Annotated in this window: 17 protein-coding genes and 1 pseudogene; 7 read left to right on the top strand and 11 right to left on the bottom strand. The window is 68.2% G+C overall.

Translation table 11 applies throughout. From position 1 onward, the window contains the following. Positions 1-36: 36 nt before the first annotated feature. A complete protein-coding gene (locus ACWEVR_RS24790) occupies positions 37-423 on the top strand; it encodes a MerR family transcriptional regulator (RefSeq protein ID WP_452468916.1) in 387 nt (128 codons plus the stop codon). A 172-nt stretch (positions 424-595) separates the two neighbouring features. On the opposite strand, the gene pheT is transcribed toward ACWEVR_RS24790, so the two are convergent. From pheT to ACWEVR_RS24775, 3 genes are all read right to left on the bottom strand, one after another. Then, on the bottom strand, positions 596-3,097 hold the full coding sequence (gene pheT / locus ACWEVR_RS24785) for a phenylalanine--tRNA ligase subunit beta (RefSeq protein ID WP_452468915.1): 2,502 nt from the start codon (positions 3,095-3,097) through the stop codon (positions 596-598). Between the two features lie 15 nt (positions 3,098-3,112). Next, on the bottom strand, positions 3,113-4,189 hold the full coding sequence (gene pheS, locus ACWEVR_RS24780) for a phenylalanine--tRNA ligase subunit alpha (protein WP_067498526.1): 1,077 nt from the start codon (positions 4,187-4,189) through the stop codon (positions 3,113-3,115). Between the two features lie 552 nt (positions 4,190-4,741). Further along, entirely contained in the window at positions 4,742-5,293 is a 552-nt protein-coding gene (locus ACWEVR_RS24775) for a sugar O-acetyltransferase (RefSeq protein WP_452468914.1), read from the bottom strand. 86 nt (positions 5,294-5,379) lie between these two features. On the opposite strand from ACWEVR_RS24775, the pseudogene ACWEVR_RS24770 reads away from it, so the two are divergent. Then, positions 5,380-5,505 (top strand): annotated as a pseudogene (locus ACWEVR_RS24770) (LysR family transcriptional regulator); the annotation flags it as partial. A gap of 116 nt (positions 5,506-5,621) precedes the next feature. Next, on the top strand, positions 5,622-6,308 hold the full coding sequence (locus ACWEVR_RS24765) for a LysR substrate-binding domain-containing protein (protein WP_452468913.1): 687 nt from the start codon (positions 5,622-5,624) through the stop codon (positions 6,306-6,308). 60 nt (positions 6,309-6,368) lie between these two features. Here the strand turns inward: ACWEVR_RS24765 and ACWEVR_RS24760 are convergent, their stop codons facing one another. Then, the gene (locus ACWEVR_RS24760) at positions 6,369-7,802 is read right to left on the bottom strand and encodes a DHA2 family efflux MFS transporter permease subunit (protein ID WP_452468912.1); all 1,434 of its coding nucleotides are present in this window, start codon (positions 7,800-7,802) and stop codon (positions 6,369-6,371) included. A 101-nt stretch (positions 7,803-7,903) separates the two neighbouring features. Here ACWEVR_RS24760 and ACWEVR_RS24755 point away from each other — a divergent pair, with 101 nt between their 5' ends. Then, positions 7,904-8,479, top strand: a complete 576-nt coding sequence (locus ACWEVR_RS24755; protein WP_452468911.1) for a TetR/AcrR family transcriptional regulator — start codon at positions 7,904-7,906, stop codon at positions 8,477-8,479. 46 nt (positions 8,480-8,525) lie between these two features. On the opposite strand, the gene ACWEVR_RS24750 is transcribed toward ACWEVR_RS24755, so the two are convergent. The 4 genes from ACWEVR_RS24750 to infC all read right to left on the bottom strand — a co-directional run bounded on the left by ACWEVR_RS24750 (position 8,526) and on the right by infC (position 10,793). Next, positions 8,526-9,323, bottom strand: a complete 798-nt coding sequence (locus ACWEVR_RS24750) for a TrmH family RNA methyltransferase (RefSeq protein WP_452468943.1) — start codon at positions 9,321-9,323, stop codon at positions 8,526-8,528. A 35-nt stretch (positions 9,324-9,358) separates the two neighbouring features. Next, a complete protein-coding gene (gene rplT / locus ACWEVR_RS24745; RefSeq protein ID WP_067498536.1) occupies positions 9,359-9,745 on the bottom strand; it encodes a 50S ribosomal protein L20 in 387 nt (128 codons plus the stop codon). Between the two features lie 108 nt (positions 9,746-9,853). Beyond that, positions 9,854-10,051, bottom strand: a complete 198-nt coding sequence (rpmI, locus tag ACWEVR_RS24740) for a 50S ribosomal protein L35 (protein ID WP_067498539.1) — start codon at positions 10,049-10,051, stop codon at positions 9,854-9,856. 31 nt (positions 10,052-10,082) lie between these two features. Then, positions 10,083-10,793, bottom strand: coding sequence for a translation initiation factor IF-3 (infC, locus tag ACWEVR_RS24735; RefSeq protein WP_452468942.1), 711 nt, complete (start codon positions 10,791-10,793; stop codon positions 10,083-10,085). A gap of 331 nt (positions 10,794-11,124) precedes the next feature. Between infC and ACWEVR_RS24730 the strand changes: the two genes are divergently transcribed. Next, a complete protein-coding gene (locus ACWEVR_RS24730; RefSeq protein ID WP_067498543.1) occupies positions 11,125-11,466 on the top strand; it encodes a DUF1844 domain-containing protein in 342 nt (113 codons plus the stop codon). Between the two features lie 513 nt (positions 11,467-11,979). On the opposite strand, the gene uvrA is transcribed toward ACWEVR_RS24730, so the two are convergent. After that, complete coding sequence (gene uvrA, locus ACWEVR_RS24725) at positions 11,980-14,946, bottom strand: excinuclease ABC subunit UvrA (protein WP_452468910.1); 2,967 nt, start codon at positions 14,944-14,946, stop codon at positions 11,980-11,982. 418 nt (positions 14,947-15,364) lie between these two features. On the opposite strand from uvrA, the gene ACWEVR_RS24720 reads away from it, so the two are divergent. Next, a complete protein-coding gene (locus ACWEVR_RS24720) occupies positions 15,365-15,997 on the top strand; it encodes a response regulator transcription factor (RefSeq protein ID WP_067498562.1) in 633 nt (210 codons plus the stop codon). Between the two features lie 3 nt (positions 15,998-16,000). On the opposite strand, the gene ACWEVR_RS24715 is transcribed toward ACWEVR_RS24720, so the two are convergent. Continuing rightward, positions 16,001-16,780: a sigma 54 modulation/S30EA ribosomal C-terminal domain-containing protein gene (locus tag ACWEVR_RS24715; RefSeq protein WP_067498565.1), complete on the bottom strand. Its 780-nt coding sequence runs from the start codon at positions 16,778-16,780 to the stop codon at positions 16,001-16,003. A 146-nt stretch (positions 16,781-16,926) separates the two neighbouring features. On the opposite strand from ACWEVR_RS24715, the gene ACWEVR_RS24710 reads away from it, so the two are divergent. Beyond that, positions 16,927-18,753, top strand: coding sequence for a GAF domain-containing protein (locus tag ACWEVR_RS24710; RefSeq protein ID WP_452468909.1), 1,827 nt, complete (start codon positions 16,927-16,929; stop codon positions 18,751-18,753). A 3-nt stretch (positions 18,754-18,756) separates the two neighbouring features. Here ACWEVR_RS24710 and ACWEVR_RS24705 read toward each other — a convergent pair whose 3' ends face one another. Continuing rightward, positions 18,757-19,902 (bottom strand): beta-ketoacyl synthase N-terminal-like domain-containing protein, encoded by a 1,146-nt coding sequence (locus ACWEVR_RS24705; protein WP_452468908.1) that lies wholly within the window; start codon positions 19,900-19,902, stop codon positions 18,757-18,759. Positions 19,903-19,995 lie beyond the last annotated feature (93 nt).

Here is a 19,995-nt window from a genome sequence, read left to right as displayed (position 1 = left end):
TGAAGGTCAAGTGAGGATGTCGTGCGGATCGGCGAATTGAGCAGACGAACCGGCGTGCACACGCACCAGCTGCGCTACTACGAGGCCCAGGGGCTGCTCGAGGCGAACCGCCGCTCGAACAGTTATCGCGATTACGACGAGAGCGCAGTCCTGCGGGTGACGCAGATCAGGCACCTGCTCGCCGCGGGCCTCTCCTCTGCCGACATCGCCTACCTCCTGCCGTGCGCCCATGGCGAGGTACCGGACCTGCCGGGCTGCCCGGAATTGATCGGGGCGATGCGGTCACGACTCACGCGCATCGAGGAACAGATGGCCGCACTCGCCCGCTCCCGCGACGCCCTCACCACCTATATCGACGCAGCGGAAGAGATGGGCGGTGAACACTACCCGCCCTTGACGGGAACCGAGGCACTGCGATCCTGAACCACCCGGGTCCGGCTGCTGCGACGGCCAGCAGTCGCGCCCTGCGACCGTCGCCGCGCGCACAGCCCCGCCCAGGGCCGGGCCGACGCGACGATCCGTCAGAGGGTTGACGCTGCCCGAAGCCGACTGAGGCCGCCCGGATACCGGACGGCCTCAGCCTTCAGCTGGAATCTCAGGCGCGCAGTTCGGCGCCGACCGCTGCCGTGGCCGAGGCGACGGCGGCATCGCGCGCCGCACTCGCCTCGTCCTCGGTGAGGGTGCGGTCGGGAGCGCGGAAGCGCAGGGCGTAGGTGAGGGACTTGCGGCCCTCACCGGCCTGGGCACCCTCGTAGACGTCGAACAGGGCGATGTCTTCGAGCAGGTCACCGCCGCCGGTGCGCAGGGCAGTTTCCACCTGGGCGGCAGGCACGGCCTTCTCGACGCTGATCGACACGTCCTGCAGCACGGCGGGGAACGCCGAAACCGTTGGAGCGGGACGGGATTCGACCAGCGGCAGGGCGTCGAGGTCGAGTTCCAGCGCGCAGGTGCGCGGGGGAAGACCGGCGCGTTCCAGCACGGCGGGGTGCAGTTCGCCCGCATGGCCGACGACCACGCCGTCCACCAGCAGTTCGGCGCAGCGGCCCGGATGCCACGGCAGGTGAGCGGCGGCGCGGCGCTCGATCACCACACCTGCGGCGTCGGCCACCTCGTCGACCAGGGCGAACGCGTCGGCGGCCTCGGCCGGACGACCCGGCCCCCACGGTCCGCGCGGATCGCGCTTACCGCTGAGCACAGCCGCGACGTGCACCGGCTGGGCGGGCAGCGAGGCGTTCAGCTCGGCGATCTGCTCGTCGGTCGGCCGGCGATCCACCGGCAGCGCCTCCACCGCACGGGTCTGCTCGCCCGGCAAAACCACCTGGGCGATGCCGTAGATCGTGAGGTCACGTGCGCCGCGAGAGATGTTGCGGGCGGCCACTTCCAGCAGGCCGGGGAGCAGTGTTGTCGCCAGTTCCGGACGCTCGGCGTCGAGCGGGTTCAGCACGCGCGTGGTGTTGCGACGCGGATCGTCGGCATCCAGCCCCCACACGTCGAACACGCCACCCGGCAGGAACACCGGCGCGGGTACTTCGACGGCACCGGCGAACGCCAGCGCCCGGCTCACCGCACGACGACGCTTCTGCTGCGCGGTCAGACCGCGACCGGCGGGCGCCGACGGCAGCACCGACGGGATCTGCTCGAGCCCCTCCAGCCGCAGCACCTCTTCGACCAGGTCGGCGGGCTGGGACAGATCGGGACGCCAGCTCGGCGGAGTCACCAGCAGCTGGGTCTTGCCCGCGTCGTTGACCTCGATATCGACGTGCGCGCCGATCTGGGCCAGCCTGCGCACGGCGGTGCCCGCCGGGTAGGTGACGCCCGCGACGCGGTCGGGCAGGTCGATGTCCATCGCGATCGGCGCCGCCGATTCCAGCGGCACCCGGATGTCGGTGAGCGTGGATTCGATGGTGCCACCGGTGATTTCGGCGAGCAGGGTGGCGGCGCGATCGAGGGCGACGATATTGATCTCCGGATCGACGACCCGCTCGTAGCGCTTGGCAGCCTCCGAGGACAGCTTGTGCCTGCGCGCGGTCCGGTAGACACGCAACGGGTTCCAGGTGGCGGCCTCGAGGATCACGTCGGTGGTGTCGGCGCCGACCTCGGTGCTGGCCCCTCCCATCACACCGGCCAGCGAGATGACACCGGAGTCGTCGGCGATCACCACGTCCTCGGCGTCGAGGGTGCGCTCGGTGTCGTCGAGGGTGCGCAGGGTCTCGCCCTTGTGCGCGGAGCGAACGACCAAGCCGCCGTTGAGTTTCGCGGCATCGAAGGCGTGCAGCGGCTGCCCCAGTTCGAGCATCACGTAGTTGGTGACGTCGACGGCCGGGGAGATCGGGCGCATGCCTGCCAGCATCAGCCTGCGCTGCAACCACAGCGGGCTCACCGCGTTCGGGTTCACCCCGGTGACGCGTCGGGCCCCGAAGCGGGTGCATTCGGAATCGGCTTCCAGCCGCACCGGCCAGGCCTCGGCCTCGCCGTCGGGCAGCGTGCGCACGGCGGGGTCGGCGTATTCGAGATCGAAACCGCAGGCCAGCTCGCGGGCCAGACCGCGCACCGAGAAGCAGTAGCCGCGGTCCGGGGTGATGTTGAGTTCGATGATCGTGTCGTCGGTGCCGAGCAGCACATTGGCGTCGTCGCCGGGCTGCGCCGAACCCGGCTCGAGCACCAGGATGCCGTCGTGATCCTTGCCGATGCCGAGCTCGGCGACCGAACAGATCATGCCGTTGGAGGTGTGGCCGTAGGTCTTGCGGGAGGAGATCTTGAACCCACCGGGCAGCTCACCACCCGGCAACACGACGACGACGAGGTCGCCGACCGCGAAATTCCGTGCACCACAGACGATTTCCTGCAACTCCGGGTTGCCGACATCGACCTTGCAGAAGCGGATCGGCTTCTTGAACTCGGTGAGTTCGGTGATCTCGGCGACGCGGCCGACGACGAGCGGCTTGTCGATGTCACCGCCGATCGGGGTGAGCTTGTCGACCTCTTCGACCTCGAGGCCGACCCGGACGAAGCCCGCGTCGAGTTCCTCGGCCGACACCGACCACTCGGGGGTGGTGCGCTGCAGGATCTCGGTCAGCCAGGACTGTGCTACTCGCACGTTTTCGCTCTCTCTCTACGACCGGATACCGAAGGGCAGGGTGAACCGCACGTCACCCTCGACGATGTCGCGCATGTCGGGAATCCCGTTGCGGAACTGCAGGGTTCGCTCCATGCCCATGCCGAACGCGAATCCGGAATACACCTCGGGATCGATGCCGCTGGCGATGAGGACCTTCGGGTTGACCATGCCGCAGCCGCCCCACTCGACCCAGCCCGCGCCGCCCTTCTTGTCCGGGAACCACACGTCGACCTCGGCCGAGGGCTCGGTGAAGGGGAAGTAGTTGGGGCGCATGCGGGTTCGGGTGTCGGGACCGAACAGTGCGCGCGCGAAGGCGTCGAGCGTGCCGCGCAGGTGGGCCATGGTCAGGCCCTTGTCGATGGCCAGACCCTCCACCTGGGAGAACACCGGGGTGTGGGTGGCGTCGAGTTCGTCGGTGCGGAAGGTGCGACCGGGGCACACGACGTAGATCGGCAGCTCACGTTCCAGCATCGAGCGCACCTGCACCGGAGAGGTGTGGGTGCGCAGCACCTGGCGCGACCCCTCGGGGGCGATGTGGAAGGTGTCCTGCATGGTGCGCGCCGGGTGGTCGGGCAGGAAGTTCAGCGCGTCGAAGTTGAAGTGCTCGGTCTCGACCTCGGGGCCCTCGGCGACCTCCCAGCCCATGCCGACGAACACGTCGGCGATCTGCTCGGAGATGACCGTGATGGGATGCCTGGCACCGGCCGGGCGGCGACGAGCGGGCAGGGTGACGTCGATCTTCTCGGCCACCAGCACGGCCTGATCGCGCTCTTCCAGCAGCGCCGCGCGGCGCGCCTCGAAGGCGTCGGAGACCCGCTTGCGCGCGATATTGACTCGCTTGCCCGCGTCGGCCTTCTCTTCCTTGGGCAGACGACCCAGCTCACGCTGCGCCAGCGCGATCGGCGACTTGCCGCCGATGTAGTCGGTCTTGGCGACCGCGAGCGCGTCCAGATCGGCCGCCGCGGCGAACGCCTTCTCGGCCTCCGCCGCCGCTGCCGCGAGTGCCTCCTCGGTCAGTTCGGCGCCCAACGGGCCTGCGCCCTGCTCGACTCCACTGTTGTCGTCGGCCACGATTGTTCGACTCTCCCCTGGGGATCGGTTCACGGGTGCGTCATTGCCTACCCGTATCGGTGCTGCATAAATCCTATGGGATGGGGTTCGCTCGGTTCATCCGGATTACCGGGGGGCACGCCCGGACCCCATATGAGGTCGTCATCAGGACCGACAAGTCCAGGTCAGACCGGTTTTCGGAGGGTTCTCACCAAGATCACCACGGAACCGAAATTCTAGGGAACCGAATCGCCCCGAGTTCCGTCCAACCGTTCAAACACATCCGCCGTGTTCGACGCGAGACAGGACGACTCGATGGCTGAACAGACCTGCGACTCCACCCCACCCCGGGGCAGGCGCATGCGACGCACCGCCCCGGGCAGCGGACTGGCGCTGTGCGGCCTCGGCATCCGCCCTTCCCGCGCCCGCCCATTCCCCCGCGCGACCGGTCCCTGCCCCGAGGGAAACACACGATCCCACCAGCCCGAAACCCCACCCGACCAGGACTAGGGGCGGATGGGGTCTCGGACTCCTGATCGCTGAGTTCAACCGGAGGCGCCGGGGCGAGGGACATCACTCGATGCTCTTGATCACCCGTGCGGGCACGCCCGCGACCAGGGTGCGGGCAGGCACGTCTCGGGTGACGACCGCACCGGCGGCCACGACGGAGCCCGCACCGATGGTCACGCCCTGAGTGATCACGGCGGCCGCACCGATCCAGACGTCGTCCTCGATCACGATGGGAGCGCTGGTGACGTACTCACGTCGCTCGGCCGGCGGGAGTGGATGTCCACCGGTGACGAGGCTGACCTTCGGAGCGATCATGACGTTGTCGCCGATGCTGATGCCGCCGTTGTCCATGAAGGTGCAGCCTTGGTTGACGAAGACGTTCGTTCCGAACCTCGTGCCGAGCCCGTACTCGGTGCAAAAGGGCGGATAAATCGTCACCGATTCCGGCAGGGGGCGGCCGAAAACAACCGCGAGTAGTTGCGCCCGACCGGTGGTGTCTCCGAACGGAAGGACGTTCAGGCGGGAGGTCGCATCGGTCACCTGTGCGATCCTCTCCGTATAACGGGTGAACTCGGGCGTTCCGACGTACATGATCTGCGCTGTGCGGGTAGACATGACCCTGATACCAGCACCTGCCGAAGGCCGGATCAAACAACCAATCCGATCCCGACACAACTGCTGGTTGTTCCTAGGGTGGTGACATGGACATCGAAGCGCTGCGCACCTTTGTGGCCGTCGCCGAGGCCGGACAGTTCCAGGCGGCGGCCGACGAGCTCAGGATCAGCCAGCAAGGAGTCTCCAAACGGATTGCGGGTTTGGAGAAAAGCCTCGGGGTCGCACTGCTGGTGCGCACCTCCCGTGGTTCGCGGTTGAGCCTGGACGGGCAGGCCCTCCTCCCCTACGCCAAGAAGGTGCTGGGGCACTCGAGCAGGCGGAGCAGGCTGTGCGCCCCGGCAGCCGACCCCTGCGGGTGGATGTCCTCAACCGGCGCACCGCTCCAGCCCAGGCCGTCTACCGCTACTACCGATCCCGCCCCGGTATCGTCTTGGACACGGTCACGCTCAGCGACTCGAACGCCGCCCACGCGGCCCGGGCCGTGCTCGACGGCAGTCTCGACGCTTCCTTCCGTGCTCTGCCGGGCGACCAGGTACCCGTCGGCATCAGAGCCGAACGGCTTCTGGACGTGCCATTGCAACTGCTGGTGGGACCCACCCACCCGTTCGCGGGCGAGAACCACGTCAGGCCCACCGACCTTGCCGGTCATCGCATCTGGATTCCCGGCATCAGACCGGCGACGGAGTGGGAGCGGTACTACCGGTCGCTGTCGCAGACCTTCGGGCTGAGCATCGACGCACTCGGTCCGCACTTCGGCGACGAGGCACTCATGGATGCCCTGGCAGATTCGGCCTCCCTTGCAACCTTGGTCGGCAGCGGCGACCGGTATGTGTGGCCCGCGAACTACGACCTGCGACGTATCCCGCTGCGCGAGCCGACGCCGATTTACCCACACATACTGCTCACGCGCTCCGATCACGAGCATCCGGTGCTGACCGGGCTGCGCGCCTACCTGCGGGCCTCCGAACCGGAGGACACCGACGACGTGTGGGTCCCGGACTGGGCGGCCTGCTGATCGCCCAGTCCGAATCACCGGAATTGTCGTGCGCGGCGTCAGCCCGGGCACCCGCCTGAGTCAGGCGGTCGGTCGGGTGTGCCGAGGCAGGAAGGCGGCGATGATCGCGGCGGCGGCGACCAGGGCGGCGCCTACCCAGACTGCGGGGATCAGGCCGTCGACGTAGGACTGGGGGTCGGTGTAGGAGCCGGCGGTGGCGAAGACCGAGGCGAGGACCGCGATGCCCATGGCGACGCCGACCTCGCGGACGGTGCTGTTGATGCCCGAGGCCATGCCCTGGTCGGCGGGTGAGGCGCTGGCCATGACGATGGTGGACGACGGGGCGAAGGTGAGGCCCATGCCGATGCCACCGAGGACGAAGGGCGCGACGAAGGAGATGTAGGGGACGTCCGTGCTCGTGATCAGCGCCATCCAGGCCAGGGACACGGCAAGGCACACCTGGCCGGTGGCGATGAGGACGCGCGGGCCGACCCGGTCGACGACGAGTCCGGCCAGCGGGGCGACGACCATCGGAACCATCGTCCACGGCATCGTGCGGATACCGGACTCCAGCGGCGAGTACCCCTGCACCACCTGGAAGAACTGCGCGAGCAGGAAGATGGCACCGAACACACCGGCGGAGAACCCGAACGACACGAGGTAGCTCAGGCTCAGGCCACGGTTGGCGAACATGCGCAGCGGCAGCATCGGTTCGGCGGTGCGGTGCTCCCAGGCGACGAACGCGACCAACAGCGCGATACCACCGACCAGGGCGGTGAGCACCTGCGGAGCGGTCCAGCCGTCCTCGGCGCCGTGGATCACGCCCCACACCAGTGCGAGCACACCAACCGCGGACAGGACGAGACCGAGCAGGTCGAGTTTGCGTGCGGCACCGCGTGATTCGCTCAGCATCCGGGCGGCGAAGGGCAGCGCGAGCAGGCCGACGGGCACGTTGAGCCAGAAGATCCACTGCCAGTTCAGCCCCTCGACCACGGCCCCGCCGACCACCGGCCCGACAGCCACACCGAGCCCGGCCAGGCCGCCCCAGATCCCGATCGCGGCGCTGCGCATCCGCTCGGGCACGGCCGCGGCGAGCAGGGTCAGCGACAACGGCATCACCGCCGCGCCACCGGCACCCTGGATCGCCCGGGCGAGGATGAGCATCCACGGCTCGGTGGCCAGCGCGCACGCGGCGGACGCGGCGACGAACACAGCGATTCCCGCCAGGAAGACGCGGCGGCGGCCGATGCGGTCACCGAGCGCCGAGGCGGTGAGCAGCAGCGCCGCGAACGACAGCGTGTAGGCGTTGATGAACCATTGCAGGTCCGAAAGCGACGCTCCCAGTTCGGTTTTGATCACCGGCAGGGCATTGGTCACCACGAGGTTGTCCAACGTGACCATGAACATCGGAATGCCGACGGCGGCGATGACCGCACCGAGGGGTTTGGTTTTCGCGCCGCTGGGCGACGGCGCGTCGGCGAGGAAGGCATCGCCGGGATCGAGCGTCTGAGTCATGATCCACCCTTGTTGTAATCCACTGATAACTTGAATCTCATGATTATGCATCGACTGATAACATGTCAAGAGGAATCCACGCACCGACCGGAGGGGAATGCATGAGCGAGACGACGAGAACCCGGATGACCGCGGCCGAGCGCAGCGCCCAGGTCCTCGCCGCCGCGGTCGACGCCTTCGCCGAATCCGGGTACACCGCGACGAAGACCGACGAGATCGCCCGCCGTGCGGGGGTCTCCCAGCCGTATGTGATCCGGCTGTTCGGCACCAAACAGCAGTTGTTCGTGGCGGTGTTGCAGCAGGTGTGCGCTCGGATCGAGGAGGTGTTCCGCAGCGCCGAGATCGCGCCGGGGGCCGACACCGCCGAAGCGCTGCGCAGCCTCGGCATGAACTACGACGTGTTCCTCGCCGAACGCCAGCTACCGCTGGTCCTGCTGCACGGCATCGCCGCCAGCGCCGACCCCGAGATCGGTGGCCATGTGCGCGAGCACTTCGGACGCATCTATCAGCTGATCGTCGACCGCACCGGCGCCGACACCCTGCACGCCCGCCGCTTCCTCGGCACCGGCATGCTGCTCACCATCATGACCGCGATGCAGGTGGCGGGTCCCGACGCCATCGAACTGCCCTGGTCGACCGCCGTTCTCGACGACCTCCAGTGCGGCTTGGAACTCTGAGCCCCCGACGAGCGGTTCGTGAGCCGCCTCGATCCCGGGGCGGCGGCTACCTCGCGTGCTGGACGCGGGCGTTGGCGTAGAGGCAGATCGCCGCTGCCGCAGCCAGATTCAGGCTTTCGGCGCGGCCGTGGATGGGGATACGGATGCGATGGTCGGCGCGGGCCGCGACGGCGGGGTCGAGGCCGTGGGCCTCGTTGCCGAAGAGCCAGGCGACCGGCCCGGTGAGGATGTCGTCTGCGTCGTCGAGGTCGACCTCACCGTGTGCGGTGGTAGCCAGCAGCGTGATTCCGGCCGTAGACAGCGCGTCGAGGGTGGCGTCGATACTGCGGCTGCGCGCGATCGGGACGTGGAACAGGCTGCCCGCGCTGGCGCGGACGCATTTGCCGTTGTGCGGGTCGACCGCGTCACCGGCGAGCACGACGCCATCGGCACCGACGGCGTCGGCGACGCGGATGAGGGTGCCCGCGTTGCCGGGTTCGGCGATCTCCACGGGCACCGCGAGCATGCGCGGCGCACCGTCGAGGATCTGACCGAGCGGCACATCGAGGTGCTCGCACACGGCGACCAGGCCCGGCGCGGTGACGGTTTCACCGAGGTGCTCGGCGGCGCGATCGCTCACCAGCGTGGTGCGCACACCGTCGGCGTCGGCACCGGCGATCAGCGCGACATCGCGTTTGGCCGCGGCGAGTGAGTAGAACAGCTCACGCACCCGACCGGTCTCCAGCGCGGCGGTGACGGCATTGGCGCCTTCGGCCAGGAACAGGCCGGTCTTGCGGCGGTGCGCGGCGCGCTGGAGCTTGACAGCCGAAACGACCCGTGGGTTGCGCTCGGAGAGCGCGTCCACGGGTCGTTCCGACAGATCGTTGTGCGTCGTCAAGCTCAGGCAGCCGAGGCCGGGGCGTTGACGTCGGCGGGCAGCGCGGCCTTGGCGACAGCGACGAGACCGGCGAAGGCCTCGGCGTCGGAGACGGCGAGCTCGGCGAGGATCTTGCGGTCCACCTCGACACCAGCGGCCTTGAGGCCCTGGATGAAGCGGTTGTAGGTGATGTCGTTCAGACGCGCGGCGGCGTTGATACGAGCGATCCACAGCTTGCGGAAGTCACCCTTGCGCGCCTTGCGGTCGCGGTAGGCGTAGGTCAGCGAGTGGAGCTGCTGTTCCTTGGCCTTGCGGTACAGGCGCGAACGCTGGCCCCGGTAGCCCTTGGAGGCCTCGAGGATGGAACGGCGCTTCTTCTGAGCGTTGACAGCCCTTTTGACGCGTGCCACTTTTCAGTCCTTGATCATCTGGGGGGCGCGGCGGCGCCCGAATTCGGTAGTTGTCGGCGTCCGGTCATCCCGGCCGCGCAGTCGTCGGGGTGCGACGGTCTGCCTGGATCAGGCGAGACCGAGCAGCCGCTTCACGCGGGGGGCGTCGACGTCGGCAACGGACTCCGTGCCTTCCAGACGACGAGTCCGGCGGGAGGACTTGTGCTCCAGGAGGTGGCGACGGTTCGCCTGCTCGCGAAGCAGCTTGCCCCGGCCGGTCACCTTGAATCGCTTCTTGGCGCCGCTGTGGGTCTTGTTCTTCGGCATGGATTCCTCTATCTAGTCGGTGAAATCGGTGTTACTGCGGGTCGGCCTGCGCCTGCTCCGCGGGCGCGGCCTGCTCGGCGGCGGCCGGAGCGGTGGCCTGGGCCGGGGCCGGAGCGGTGGGCTCGGCCGGACGCGGAGCCGGTGTCGAATCCTGCTGCGCCTTCACCCGCGTCTTCGCGCCCTTGTGGGGGGCGAGGACCATGGTCATGTTGCGGCCGTCCTGCTTGGCCGAGGTCTCGACGAAGCCGAGTTCGGCGACGTCGGAGGCCAGCCGCTGCAGCAGCCGGAAGCCGAGTTCGGGGCGCGACTGCTCACGACCGCGGAACATGATCGTGACCTTGACCTTCGACCCGGCTTCGAGGAAGCGAACGACGTTGCGCTTCTTGGTCTCGTAGTCGTGGTCGTCGATCTTGGGGCGGAGCTTCTGCTCCTTGATCACGGTCTGGACCTGGTTCTTGCGGGACTCGCGCGCTTTCTGCGCGGTCTCGTACTTGAACTTGCCGTAGTCCATGATCTTGCAGACCGGCGGACGGGCATCGGGTGCCACCTCGACCAGGTCGAGATCGGCTTCGAGCGCGACGCGAAGTGCATCTTCAACACGCACGATCCCAACCTGTTCGCCGCCGGGTCCGATGAGTCGAACCTCGGGAACTCGGATGCGATCGTTGATGCGGGTCTCAGTGCTGATGGGGCCTCCTAGGTCAAGCGGTGTCGTCTTAACGACCGCACGCAATAACTGCAACCCCTGATTCAACGCGAAAGCCCCGTAGCGGTATTTCTCCGCGACGGGGCCCGAGTCGACCGATCATCGGACACCACACCCGAGGGCACGGTGTCGACCCTCGCGCGAACAACACGCGAGGAACCCGCCACAACGAGCGGGTGACCGGGACCGTTTGTCCAGTACGATTGCTCGCCGGCAACGGTGGGAGTCGGGCTCCACTTATCTGCCCCAGGACGTGCATGACACGACCAGGGGCGGTCGTCAGCGGAAAGTCTAGCATCGCATTCCGCTATCGCCGAATCGGCCCGGCGGCGGTGGCCCGCACAGCCCTGGCGATAGCCTGATCCCCATGACTGACGAGCTCGATCCTCCCGTGCGCGACTTGGCCGACATTCCCGCGGTCGAGGTGATCAGCCGGGCCGCCGTGATGCTGATGAGTTCGGCGGCGGAGAAGCTCGGCCTTGCCGAGGAGAACCCGAACACCGGCGCCAATGTCGACCTCGACGAGGCGCGCAGGGTCATCACCGCGCTGGCCGGCCTGGTCACCTCGTCGGTGGAGTACCTCGGACCGCACGCCGGGCCGATCCGCGAGGGCCTGCAGGCGTTGCAGCGCGCCTTCCGTGAGGCGTCGTCGGTACCGGACGCCCCCGGTGCGGGCCCGGGCGAGAAGTACACCGGCCCGGTGCACTGAGCCCCGAAACGCGAAGATCCGCCGGCACCTGCGTGCCGGCGGATCCTTTTACGTCGTGAGCGCCGCTCAGACCGTAGGGGTCGGAGTCGGCGGCTGACCGGGGGTGACCGAGACGGCCGAGCCGGAGGAGATCATGTTGGCGAGGGCGGTGAAGATGGCCGCGCTTCCGGTATCCATTGCTGGTGATCCTTTCGGGGCTGCCGGGTCAGGCAGTCGGCGTCGGCGTCGTGGGCTCGTAGGCCAGCGAGGACCCGCCACTGAGGAAATTCAGAATCTGGCCGATGAGCGCCATCGTGGCTTCATCCATGGGGACGTTCCTTTCGTACTGCACGACATCCGCGACCGCGCTGCCCACGCCGCGCGTGACACCACTGGATGTCGATCGACAAACCGCTACTGACCGGTCTTCCGGCGACGGCGAGGCGAATGTTACCTATGGCCGTTTCACTTCGTAGGGTTTTCGGGAAGTCCCGGGCGGAACGGTAACCCGTTCCGCCCCGACGCACCTGCCGGTCAGCGCAATGCGGCCGCTTTCCTGGCCAGCCGCTTGGCCGTCGCCGTCTCCGCGGGCGCCTTCTTCGCCGCCGGTGTGGCCTTCTTCTTCGCCGCGGGCTTCTTCGGAGCCGGAGCCGCGAGGACTTCCTTCAGGAACTGACCGGTGTAGCTGTCGGCGACCTGGGCCACCTCCTCGGGAGTGCCCGTGGCGACAACCGTGCCACCGCCGGAACCACCTTCCGGGCCCATGTCGATGACCCAGTCGGAGGTCTTGATGACATCGAGGTTGTGCTCGATGACGATCACCGTGTTGCCCTTGTCGACCAGGCCGTTGATGACCTTGAGCAGCTTGCGGATGTCCTCGAAGTGCAGACCGGTCGTCGGCTCGTCGAGGATGTACACGGTGCGACCGGTCGAGCGTTTCTGCAGCTCGGCGGCCAGTTTCACGCGCTGCGCCTCACCACCGGACAGGGTCGGGGCACTCTGGCCGAGACGCACGTACCCGAGACCGACCTCGACGAGGGTCTTGAGGTACCGGTGGATCGAGGTGACCGGTTCGAAGAACTCGGCGGCCTCGTCGATCGGCATGTCGAGGACCTCGGCGATGGTCTTGCCCTTGTAGTGCACCTCGAGCGTCTCGCGGTTGTAGCGGGCGCCGTGGCACACCTCGCACGGGACGTACACGTCCGGCAGGAAGTTCATCTCGATCTTGAGCGTGCCGTCACCCGAGCACGCCTCGCACCGGCCGCCCTTGACGTTGAAGGAGAACCTGCCCGGCTGGTAACCGCGCACCTTGGCCTCGGTGGTCGAGGCGAACAGGGTGCGGATCTTGTCGAAGACACCGGTGTAGGTGGCCGGGTTCGAGCGCGGGGTGCGCCCGATCGGTGACTGGTCGACCTGCACCAGCTTGTCGAGCTGGTCGACGCCGTTGATCCTGGTGTGCCTGCCCGGCACCTGCCGCGCGCCGTTGAGCTTGTTCGCCAGCGTGGTGGCCAGGATGTCGTTGACCAGCGTCGACTTGCCGGAACCGGAGACGCCGGTGACAGAGGTGAGCACACCGAGCGGGAACGCCACATCGATGCCGGCCAGATTGTGCTCGGTGGCGCCGACGACGGTGAGCTTGCGCTTCTTGTCCACCGCGCGGCGCACCAGCGGCAGCTCGATCTGCTCGCGGCCGGAAAGATAAGCGCCGGTGAGAGATTCGGGCTCGGTGAGCAGTTCCTGGTAGGGACCCGAATGCACCACACGACCGCCGTGCTCACCCGCGAGCGGACCGATGTCGACCACCCAGTCCGAGGCGCGGATGGTGTCCTCGTCGTGTTCGACCACGATCAGGGTGTTGCCCAGCTTCTTGAGCCGCAGCAGGGTTTCGATGAGCCTGCGGTTGTCACGCTGATGCAGGCCGATCGACGGTTCGTCGAGCACGTAGAGCACGCCGACCAGGCCGGAACCGATCTGGGTGGCCAGCCGGATGCGTTGTGCCTCGCCGCCCGACAGCGTCGCCGCCGCGCGCGAGAGCGTGAGGTACTCCAAGCCCACGTCGAGCAGGAAGCCCAGGCGGGCCTGGATCTCCTTGAGCACCTGGCCGGCGATCGCGGCCTCGCGCTCCCCCAGCGTCAGCGAGTTGAGGAAGTGCGCGCACTCCCCGATCGACAGGTCGCTGACCTCGGCGATCGACCTGTTCCTGCCGTCGGCGGCCAGCGTGACGGCCAGGATCTCCGGGCGCAGGCGGGCACCATTGCACACCGGGCACGGCACATCGCGCATGTACCCGTCGTAGTGCTCCTTCATCTGCTCGGACTCGGTGTTGTCCATGCGCCGCTGCAGGAACGGCATCACGCCTTCGAAATCGGCGTAGTAGGAGCGTTTGCGTCCGTAGCGGTTGGTGTAGGAGACGTGCACCTGGTCGGAGCTGCCCTCGAGGACCGCCTTGCGCGCCTTCGCCGGGAGTTCACGCCAGGGGGTGTCCATAGAGAAGCCGATGGCCTCGGCCAGACCGGACAGCAGACGGTTGAAGTATTCGGCCGTCTGACCGCGCGACCACGGCGCGATCGCGCCCTCGGCCAGGCTCAGATCCGGATCGGGGACGACCAGTTCGGGGTCGACCTCCTTGCGGATGCCGAGACCGGTGCAGTCGGGGCAGGCGCCGTAGGGCGAGTTGAAGGAGAACGAGCGCGGCTCGAGATCCTCGATATCGAGCGGATGGCCGTTCGGGCAGGCCAGGCGCTCGGAGAAACGGCGCTCCCGGTCGTGCGCGTGTTCGTCGCGGTCGACGAAATCGAGCACGACGATGCCGTCGGCCAGCCGCAACGCGGTCTCGATCGAGTCGGTGAGGCGCTGCTTGGACGCGGCCTTCACCGACAGGCGGTCGACGACCACCTCGACGTCGTGCTTCTCCTGCTTCTTGAGCTTGGGCGGATCGGTGAGCGGATACACCACGCCGTCCACCCGCACACGCGAGTAACCCTGGGTCTTGAGTTGGTCGAACAGGTCGACGAACTCACCCTTGCGGGTACGCACCACCGGCGCGAGGACCTGGAACTTCAGGCCCTCGTCCATGGCGAGCACCTGGTCGACGATCTGCTGCGGGCTCTGCTTGGCGATGAGCTCGCCACAGACCGGGCAGTGCGGTGTGCCCGCGCGGGCATAGAGCAGGCGCAGGTAGTCGTAGACCTCGGTGATCGTGCCGACCGTCGACCGCGGGTTGCGGTTGGTCGACTTCTGGTCGATCGACACCGCGGGTGACAGGCCCTCGATGAAGTCCACATCCGGCTTGTCCATCTGCCCGAGGAACTGGCGCGCGTACGCCGACAGCGACTCGACATACCGGCGCTGTCCCTCGGCGAAGATCGTGTCGAACGCCAGACTCGACTTACCCGAACCGGACAGACCGGTGAACACGATCAGGCTGTCACGCGGCAGATCGAGGTCCACACCTTTCAGGTTGTGTTCCCGAGCTCCGCGCACAGTGAGGCGTTCCGCCACCTGGTGAATCCCTTCTCCATCGTCATCCGCTCGCCGGACATGAACCCCCAGGAATCAATGCTAGGTGGACCCACCGACAAGAACGGCTGAGCTGTGTTTGTTGGAGCGCTGGCGCGCTCGAGCGCGGCCCCTGGGGGGCCACGCGAACAGCGCTCGAGACTCGCGCTTCGCGCATGCGCTTCGAGCGCTGTTCGCGCGGCCGGGCCGCTGCGCCGCTTCGCGGCGGACCCTCCTCGAGGTCGGGTCGTGCGGAGCTGGGAGTGCGGTCATGGCGGACTTTGAGCGCGCTTTGAGCGCGCGAGTTTGCTGTCTGCGCACAGGATTTGGGTGGGCGATTGTCTGTCTCTGCACGGGATGTGGGTGAGCGGATTATGTTGGACCGAACAGGGGGGACGTTCTACGTGATGAAGGGGCCGCCGTGCTCGAGGTGTTTCTGGTCGACGACCACGAGATCGTGCGGCGCGGGTTGATCGACCTGCTCGAGGGTGATCCTGAACTCACTGTGATCGGTCAGGCAGGTGGCGTGGCCGAGGCGATGGTGCGGATCAGGGAGACCCGGCCCGATGTGGCGGTGCTCGATGTCCGATTACCCGACGGCAACGGCATCGAGCTGTGCCGCAATCTGCTGGCCGAGTTCGAAGACCTGCGCTGCCTGATCCTCACCTCGTTCTCCGACGAGCACGCCATGCTCGACGCCATTCTGGCCGGTGCCAGCGGATATGTGGTGAAGAACATCGACGGGATGAAGCTGGCCGACGCGATCAAGCAGGTCGGCGCCGGTCACTCTTTGCTCGACACCCGCGCGGCCGACGCGCTGCGCGCCCGGCTGCGCCGCAGCACCGAACCGACCGGTCCCCTCGCGGGTCTGACCGACCAGGAACGGCGGCTGCTCGAACTTCTCGGCGAGGGGCTGACCAACCGTCAGATCGCGGCCCGCATGTTCCTGGCCGAGAAGACGGTCAAGAACTACGTCTCGCGCCTGCTGGCCAAACTCGGCGTCGAACGCCGCACCCAGGCCGCGGTGCTGGCGACCAAGCTGCGCGAACCGTAGAGATCAGGACGGGACGACGATGGTCAGGTCCCCGTCGTAGCGGCGGTAGAGCAGGTTGCCCCGGCCGCTGTGGCTGTCGGTGAAGAACAGATACGGCAGGCCGCCACGGCACAGCACGTCCGATGCCTCGTCCTCGGCATAGACCGGGGCCGCGTCCTGCACCACCCGCACCGGCATGGCGCTGGCGGTGAGCGGCAGGTGCGCGGAGTCGCCCGCGGCGACGGTGCGGTGCTGGCGGGCCAGGCGCACACCGTGCGGGTCGGCCCAGGTGACGATGGCGTCCTCGCCGGTATCGGCGTCGGTGAACAGATACGCGTCGTAATCCATCGCGTCCAGGACAGTGCTGGCTTCCAGCGGGGTGCCGGTCATCAACGCGCAATCCTTGCGGCGGATGATCGGACGGGTCTCGGTGACCTGAGCCAGCGGGCGCCGGGCCGGGTCCGGCCAGGCGCCACGTGCTTCCTTACCCGCGCGGCGCGCCAGCTGACGGTCCAGACGTTCGGCGGCGAACGTCACCGCGAACCCGCCCGGCCCGGTGACCTGCACACGGGTGAGGGTGTCGTTGGTGCGGATGTTGGCCTGCACCAGGGTCGGCTCGTCGTTTCCGCGCGGAGCGGTGACGCGCACCCGGGCCGGACTGTCGAGATGATGGCGCCGCATCACGCGGGTGATGGCACGCACCGCGCGGGTGACGTCTTGAGCCGGTACCTCGCCACGGGTGGTCACCGCGAGCTCGGGGTCGGCGGCGGTAGTCCAGTGCTGGGTGCTCGACAACGAATACATCTCTTGCCCCACTTCTCGATCCGGCGTCCCCCCGCTGCCCTATGCCACCACTGTGCGCGGTGCGGTAGAAGGGCCGAAAGTCCCCAACCTCGAGGACTAGACTTCTCCTGACTCGGTACGAAGGTGGGCGGCGACGGGATACGGCGATGGCGAATGACGGTCGGAGCGGCCGCTATTCGGCGGGCCGCACCGCGTCTCAGCAGCGCCTGCGCGCCCTGCTCGGCGAGGTGGCCGACCGGGTCGAGGTGATGATCGGCTCGCGCGACCGGATGGACGGCCTGGTCGAGGCCATGCTCACGGTCACCGCGGGCCTCGATCTCGACGAAACCCTGCGCACCATGGTGCGCACGGCGATGAACCTGGTCGATGCCCGCTACGGCGCGCTCGCGGTCCGCGGGCACGGTCAGCAGGTCGCGCAGTTCATCGATGAGGGTATGCCCGAACACATCCGCGACCGGATCGGGCGATTACCGGCGGGCCGCGGTGTGCTCGGTGCCGTGTTCGCGGAGAAGGCACCGCTGCGGCTCGACGATCTCACCGAGCACGAGTCCTCGGTGGGTTTCCCGCCCGGTCACCCGCCGATGCACTCGTTTCTCGGTGTCCCCGTGCGCATCCGGGACGAGGTGTTCGGCAGCCTGTACCTGACCGAGAAGTCCGATGGACAGCCGTTCACCGAGGAGGACGAGGTGCTCGTCCTCGCGCTGGCCGCGGCAGCGGGCATCGCGGTCGACAACGCGCGCCTCTACGAGCAGGCGCGCACCAGGCAGGCCTGGATCGAGGCGACGCGCGACATCGCCACCGAATTCCTGGCGGGCACCGAATCCGACCGGGTACTCGCCCACGTGGTCGACCACGCTCGCGGGCTGACCGGTTCGCACCAGGCGTTTCTGGCCTCGGTGCCGGTGCCCGACGAATCCCCCGGCGAGGTCGGCGAATTGGTCGTCACCCAGTGGACCGGCCCCGACGCGGGCCAGGACTGGCAGACGATCCCGATCGCGGGCACAGTACTCGGCGACGCCTTCAGCAGGCGCACACCGCTGCGCTTCGACGACGTGTCCGAGGTCGTCCTCGGCGTCGATTTCCCCGTTGCCGAATTGCCTGGTGCCGGACCGGCTCTGGTCCTTCCGCTGTGCACACCCGACGCCACGCTCGGCGTGCTGGTGACCATCCGCCCGCCCGGCTTCGCACCCTATTCCGACGAGATGCTCGAGCTCACCGCCGCGTTCTGCGATCAGGCGGCGCTGGCGGTGCGCCTGGCCGACGCGCAACGGCGGATGCGCGAACTCGATATCGTCGCCGACCGCGACCGCATCGCCCGTGACCTGCACGACCATGTGATCCAGCGCCTGTTCGCGATCGGCCTCACCGTGCAGGCCACCATGCCCAAGGCAGTGGTTCCCGAAGTGCGGCAACGACTTTCGACGGTGATCATGGATCTGCAGGAGGTGGTGCAGGAGATCCGCACCTCCATCTTCGACCTGCACGCCAGCGGTTCGGGCCACAGCGAGGGGCTGCAACAGCGGCTCGAACTCGCGATCCGACGCCAGACCGCCGACATCGCGATGCGCGCGACCATCCAGGTGTCGGGCCCGCTCTCGGTACTCGACCCGCAACTGGCCGATCACGCCGAAGCCGTTGTGCGCGAGGCGGTGAGCAACGCGGTGCGTCACTCCGGCGCCGACACCGTGGCCATCGTGATCGAGGTGGCCGACGATCTCACGATCACCGTGAGCGACAACGGGTGGGGCATCCCGAATCACGTCGTCCGCAGCGGGCTGCGCAATCTCGAGCAGCGCGCACTGGAGGCCGGGGGCCGGTTCCAGATCGCGCCGGCGGTGCGGGCCGACGACGCCGACGGCGACCATTCGGAAATGCCGGGCACGAGACTGCGCTGGGCGGTTCCACTCCCGCAGGATCAGCCGACCCCCGGCGGTTTCGCCCTGGCGGGCGGGCCGGAGTCGGGCGAGGACTGAGCCTCAGGCCGGACCGACGACGAGGGCGGAGTTGTTGCCGCCCATCCCCATCGACAGATTCACGGTGAGACCACCGCGCATCGGGGTCGGCCCGTCGAGCAATCGCGGATGCGCGGGCGCGACGACCGGTGCCGACGCGACGACGCCGGTGTCGTAGGACAGAGCGATCAGCGCCAGTTCGACGGCCGCCGCGGCGCCCTGGCAGTGACCGGTGAGCGGCTTGACCGAGATGATCGACGGTCGGTCGTCGAAAACGGTGGTGAGCACGTCGCGTTCGGCGTCGTCGCACTGGCGGGTGCCGGTGCCGTGGGCGTTCACGTAGTTCACCTCCGAGGCCGCTACCCCACTGTCGCGCAATGCTTTCCGGACGCACTCGAGGTACTGCTCGTGCGTCGGCTCGACCGAGACCACGTGGTAGGCGTCGTTGTTCATGGCGCCGCCGAGCACCCGCGCGTAGGGCTGATCCACCGCGTCGGTGAGCAGCACCGCCACCGACGCCTCCGCCATCACGAACCCCAGGCTGCCCTCCTGGAACGGGCGGCACGCGGTGAACGGGTCCACATCGGACACGGCCGCGCCCATCCCGACGAAATGCTCGAGCATCTCCGGGGTGGCCGACAGGTCGGTGCTCACGCACAACACGTCGTCCACCAGGCCGGCGTCGCGCCACTGCCGCGCCGTGAGTACGGCGACATTGCCGGAACTGCACGCCGCCGACACGTTCATGGCTGGGCCGTGGAAGCCGTACTGCTGCATCACCACCGAGATGGGGGTGGAGGGCAGCATCGGCAGGTAGTCGCGGGAGCGGCGGTGCCCGCCGTCGCGCAGGTAGAAATCGCGCCAGTCGGCCACGTCGCCGAGGGTGATGGCGTGCACCAGGCCGACCGTTCGGCCCTCGTCGCGCCAGCCACGCGCGCGGGCGTCGGCCACCGCCTCGGCAGCCGAGGCGACCACGGCGCGCCCGAACAATCCGCGACCGTGCGCCGGGTCACCGCCGTCCGGAATCCGGCCGACCCAGGCGTGCTCGTCACGTCCCGGCCCGTAACCCGGATACAGACCGGCGGCCGGTTTTCCCCCCAGCACCCCCTGAAACAATTGTTCACGGCCCCAGCCGTAGCCGGAGACCACACCGATACCACCGATCGACATAGAATCGACTCGGTGGGCCATGCCGCCGGGACGTCCTTCCGGTCTCACGTCGCTCCTCGCGGATCTCGTCGAGGGTCACCACGATAGTCCGGT

It is taken from the genome of Nocardia sp. NPDC003979, from assembly GCF_053605015.1.
This window is presented reverse-complemented; position numbering and strand designations above follow the sequence as displayed.

What these genes read in the sequence shown, in the direction of transcription:
- rpmI (WP_067498539.1), bottom strand. Translation starts at nt 10,051, where the DNA reads ATGCCGAAGAACAAGACCCACAGCGGCGCCAAGAAGCGATTCAAGGTG.
- ACWEVR_RS24760 (WP_452468912.1), bottom strand. Translation starts at nt 7,802, where the DNA reads ATGACTCAGACGCTCGATCCCGGCGATGCCTTCCTCGCCGACGCGCCG.
- ACWEVR_RS24710 (WP_452468909.1), top strand. Translation starts at nt 16,927, where the DNA reads ATGGCGAATGACGGTCGGAGCGGCCGCTATTCGGCGGGCCGCACCGCG.
- ACWEVR_RS24755 (WP_452468911.1), top strand. Translation starts at nt 7,904, where the DNA reads ATGAGCGAGACGACGAGAACCCGGATGACCGCGGCCGAGCGCAGCGCC.
- ACWEVR_RS24730 (WP_067498543.1), top strand. Translation starts at nt 11,125, where the DNA reads ATGACTGACGAGCTCGATCCTCCCGTGCGCGACTTGGCCGACATTCCC.
- ACWEVR_RS24775 (WP_452468914.1), bottom strand. Translation starts at nt 5,293, where the DNA reads ATGTCTACCCGCACAGCGCAGATCATGTACGTCGGAACGCCCGAGTTC.
- ACWEVR_RS24705 (WP_452468908.1), bottom strand. Translation starts at nt 19,902, where the DNA reads ATGTCGATCGGTGGTATCGGTGTGGTCTCCGGCTACGGCTGGGGCCGT.
- ACWEVR_RS24715 (WP_067498565.1), bottom strand. Translation starts at nt 16,780, where the DNA reads ATGTATTCGTTGTCGAGCACCCAGCACTGGACTACCGCCGCCGACCCC.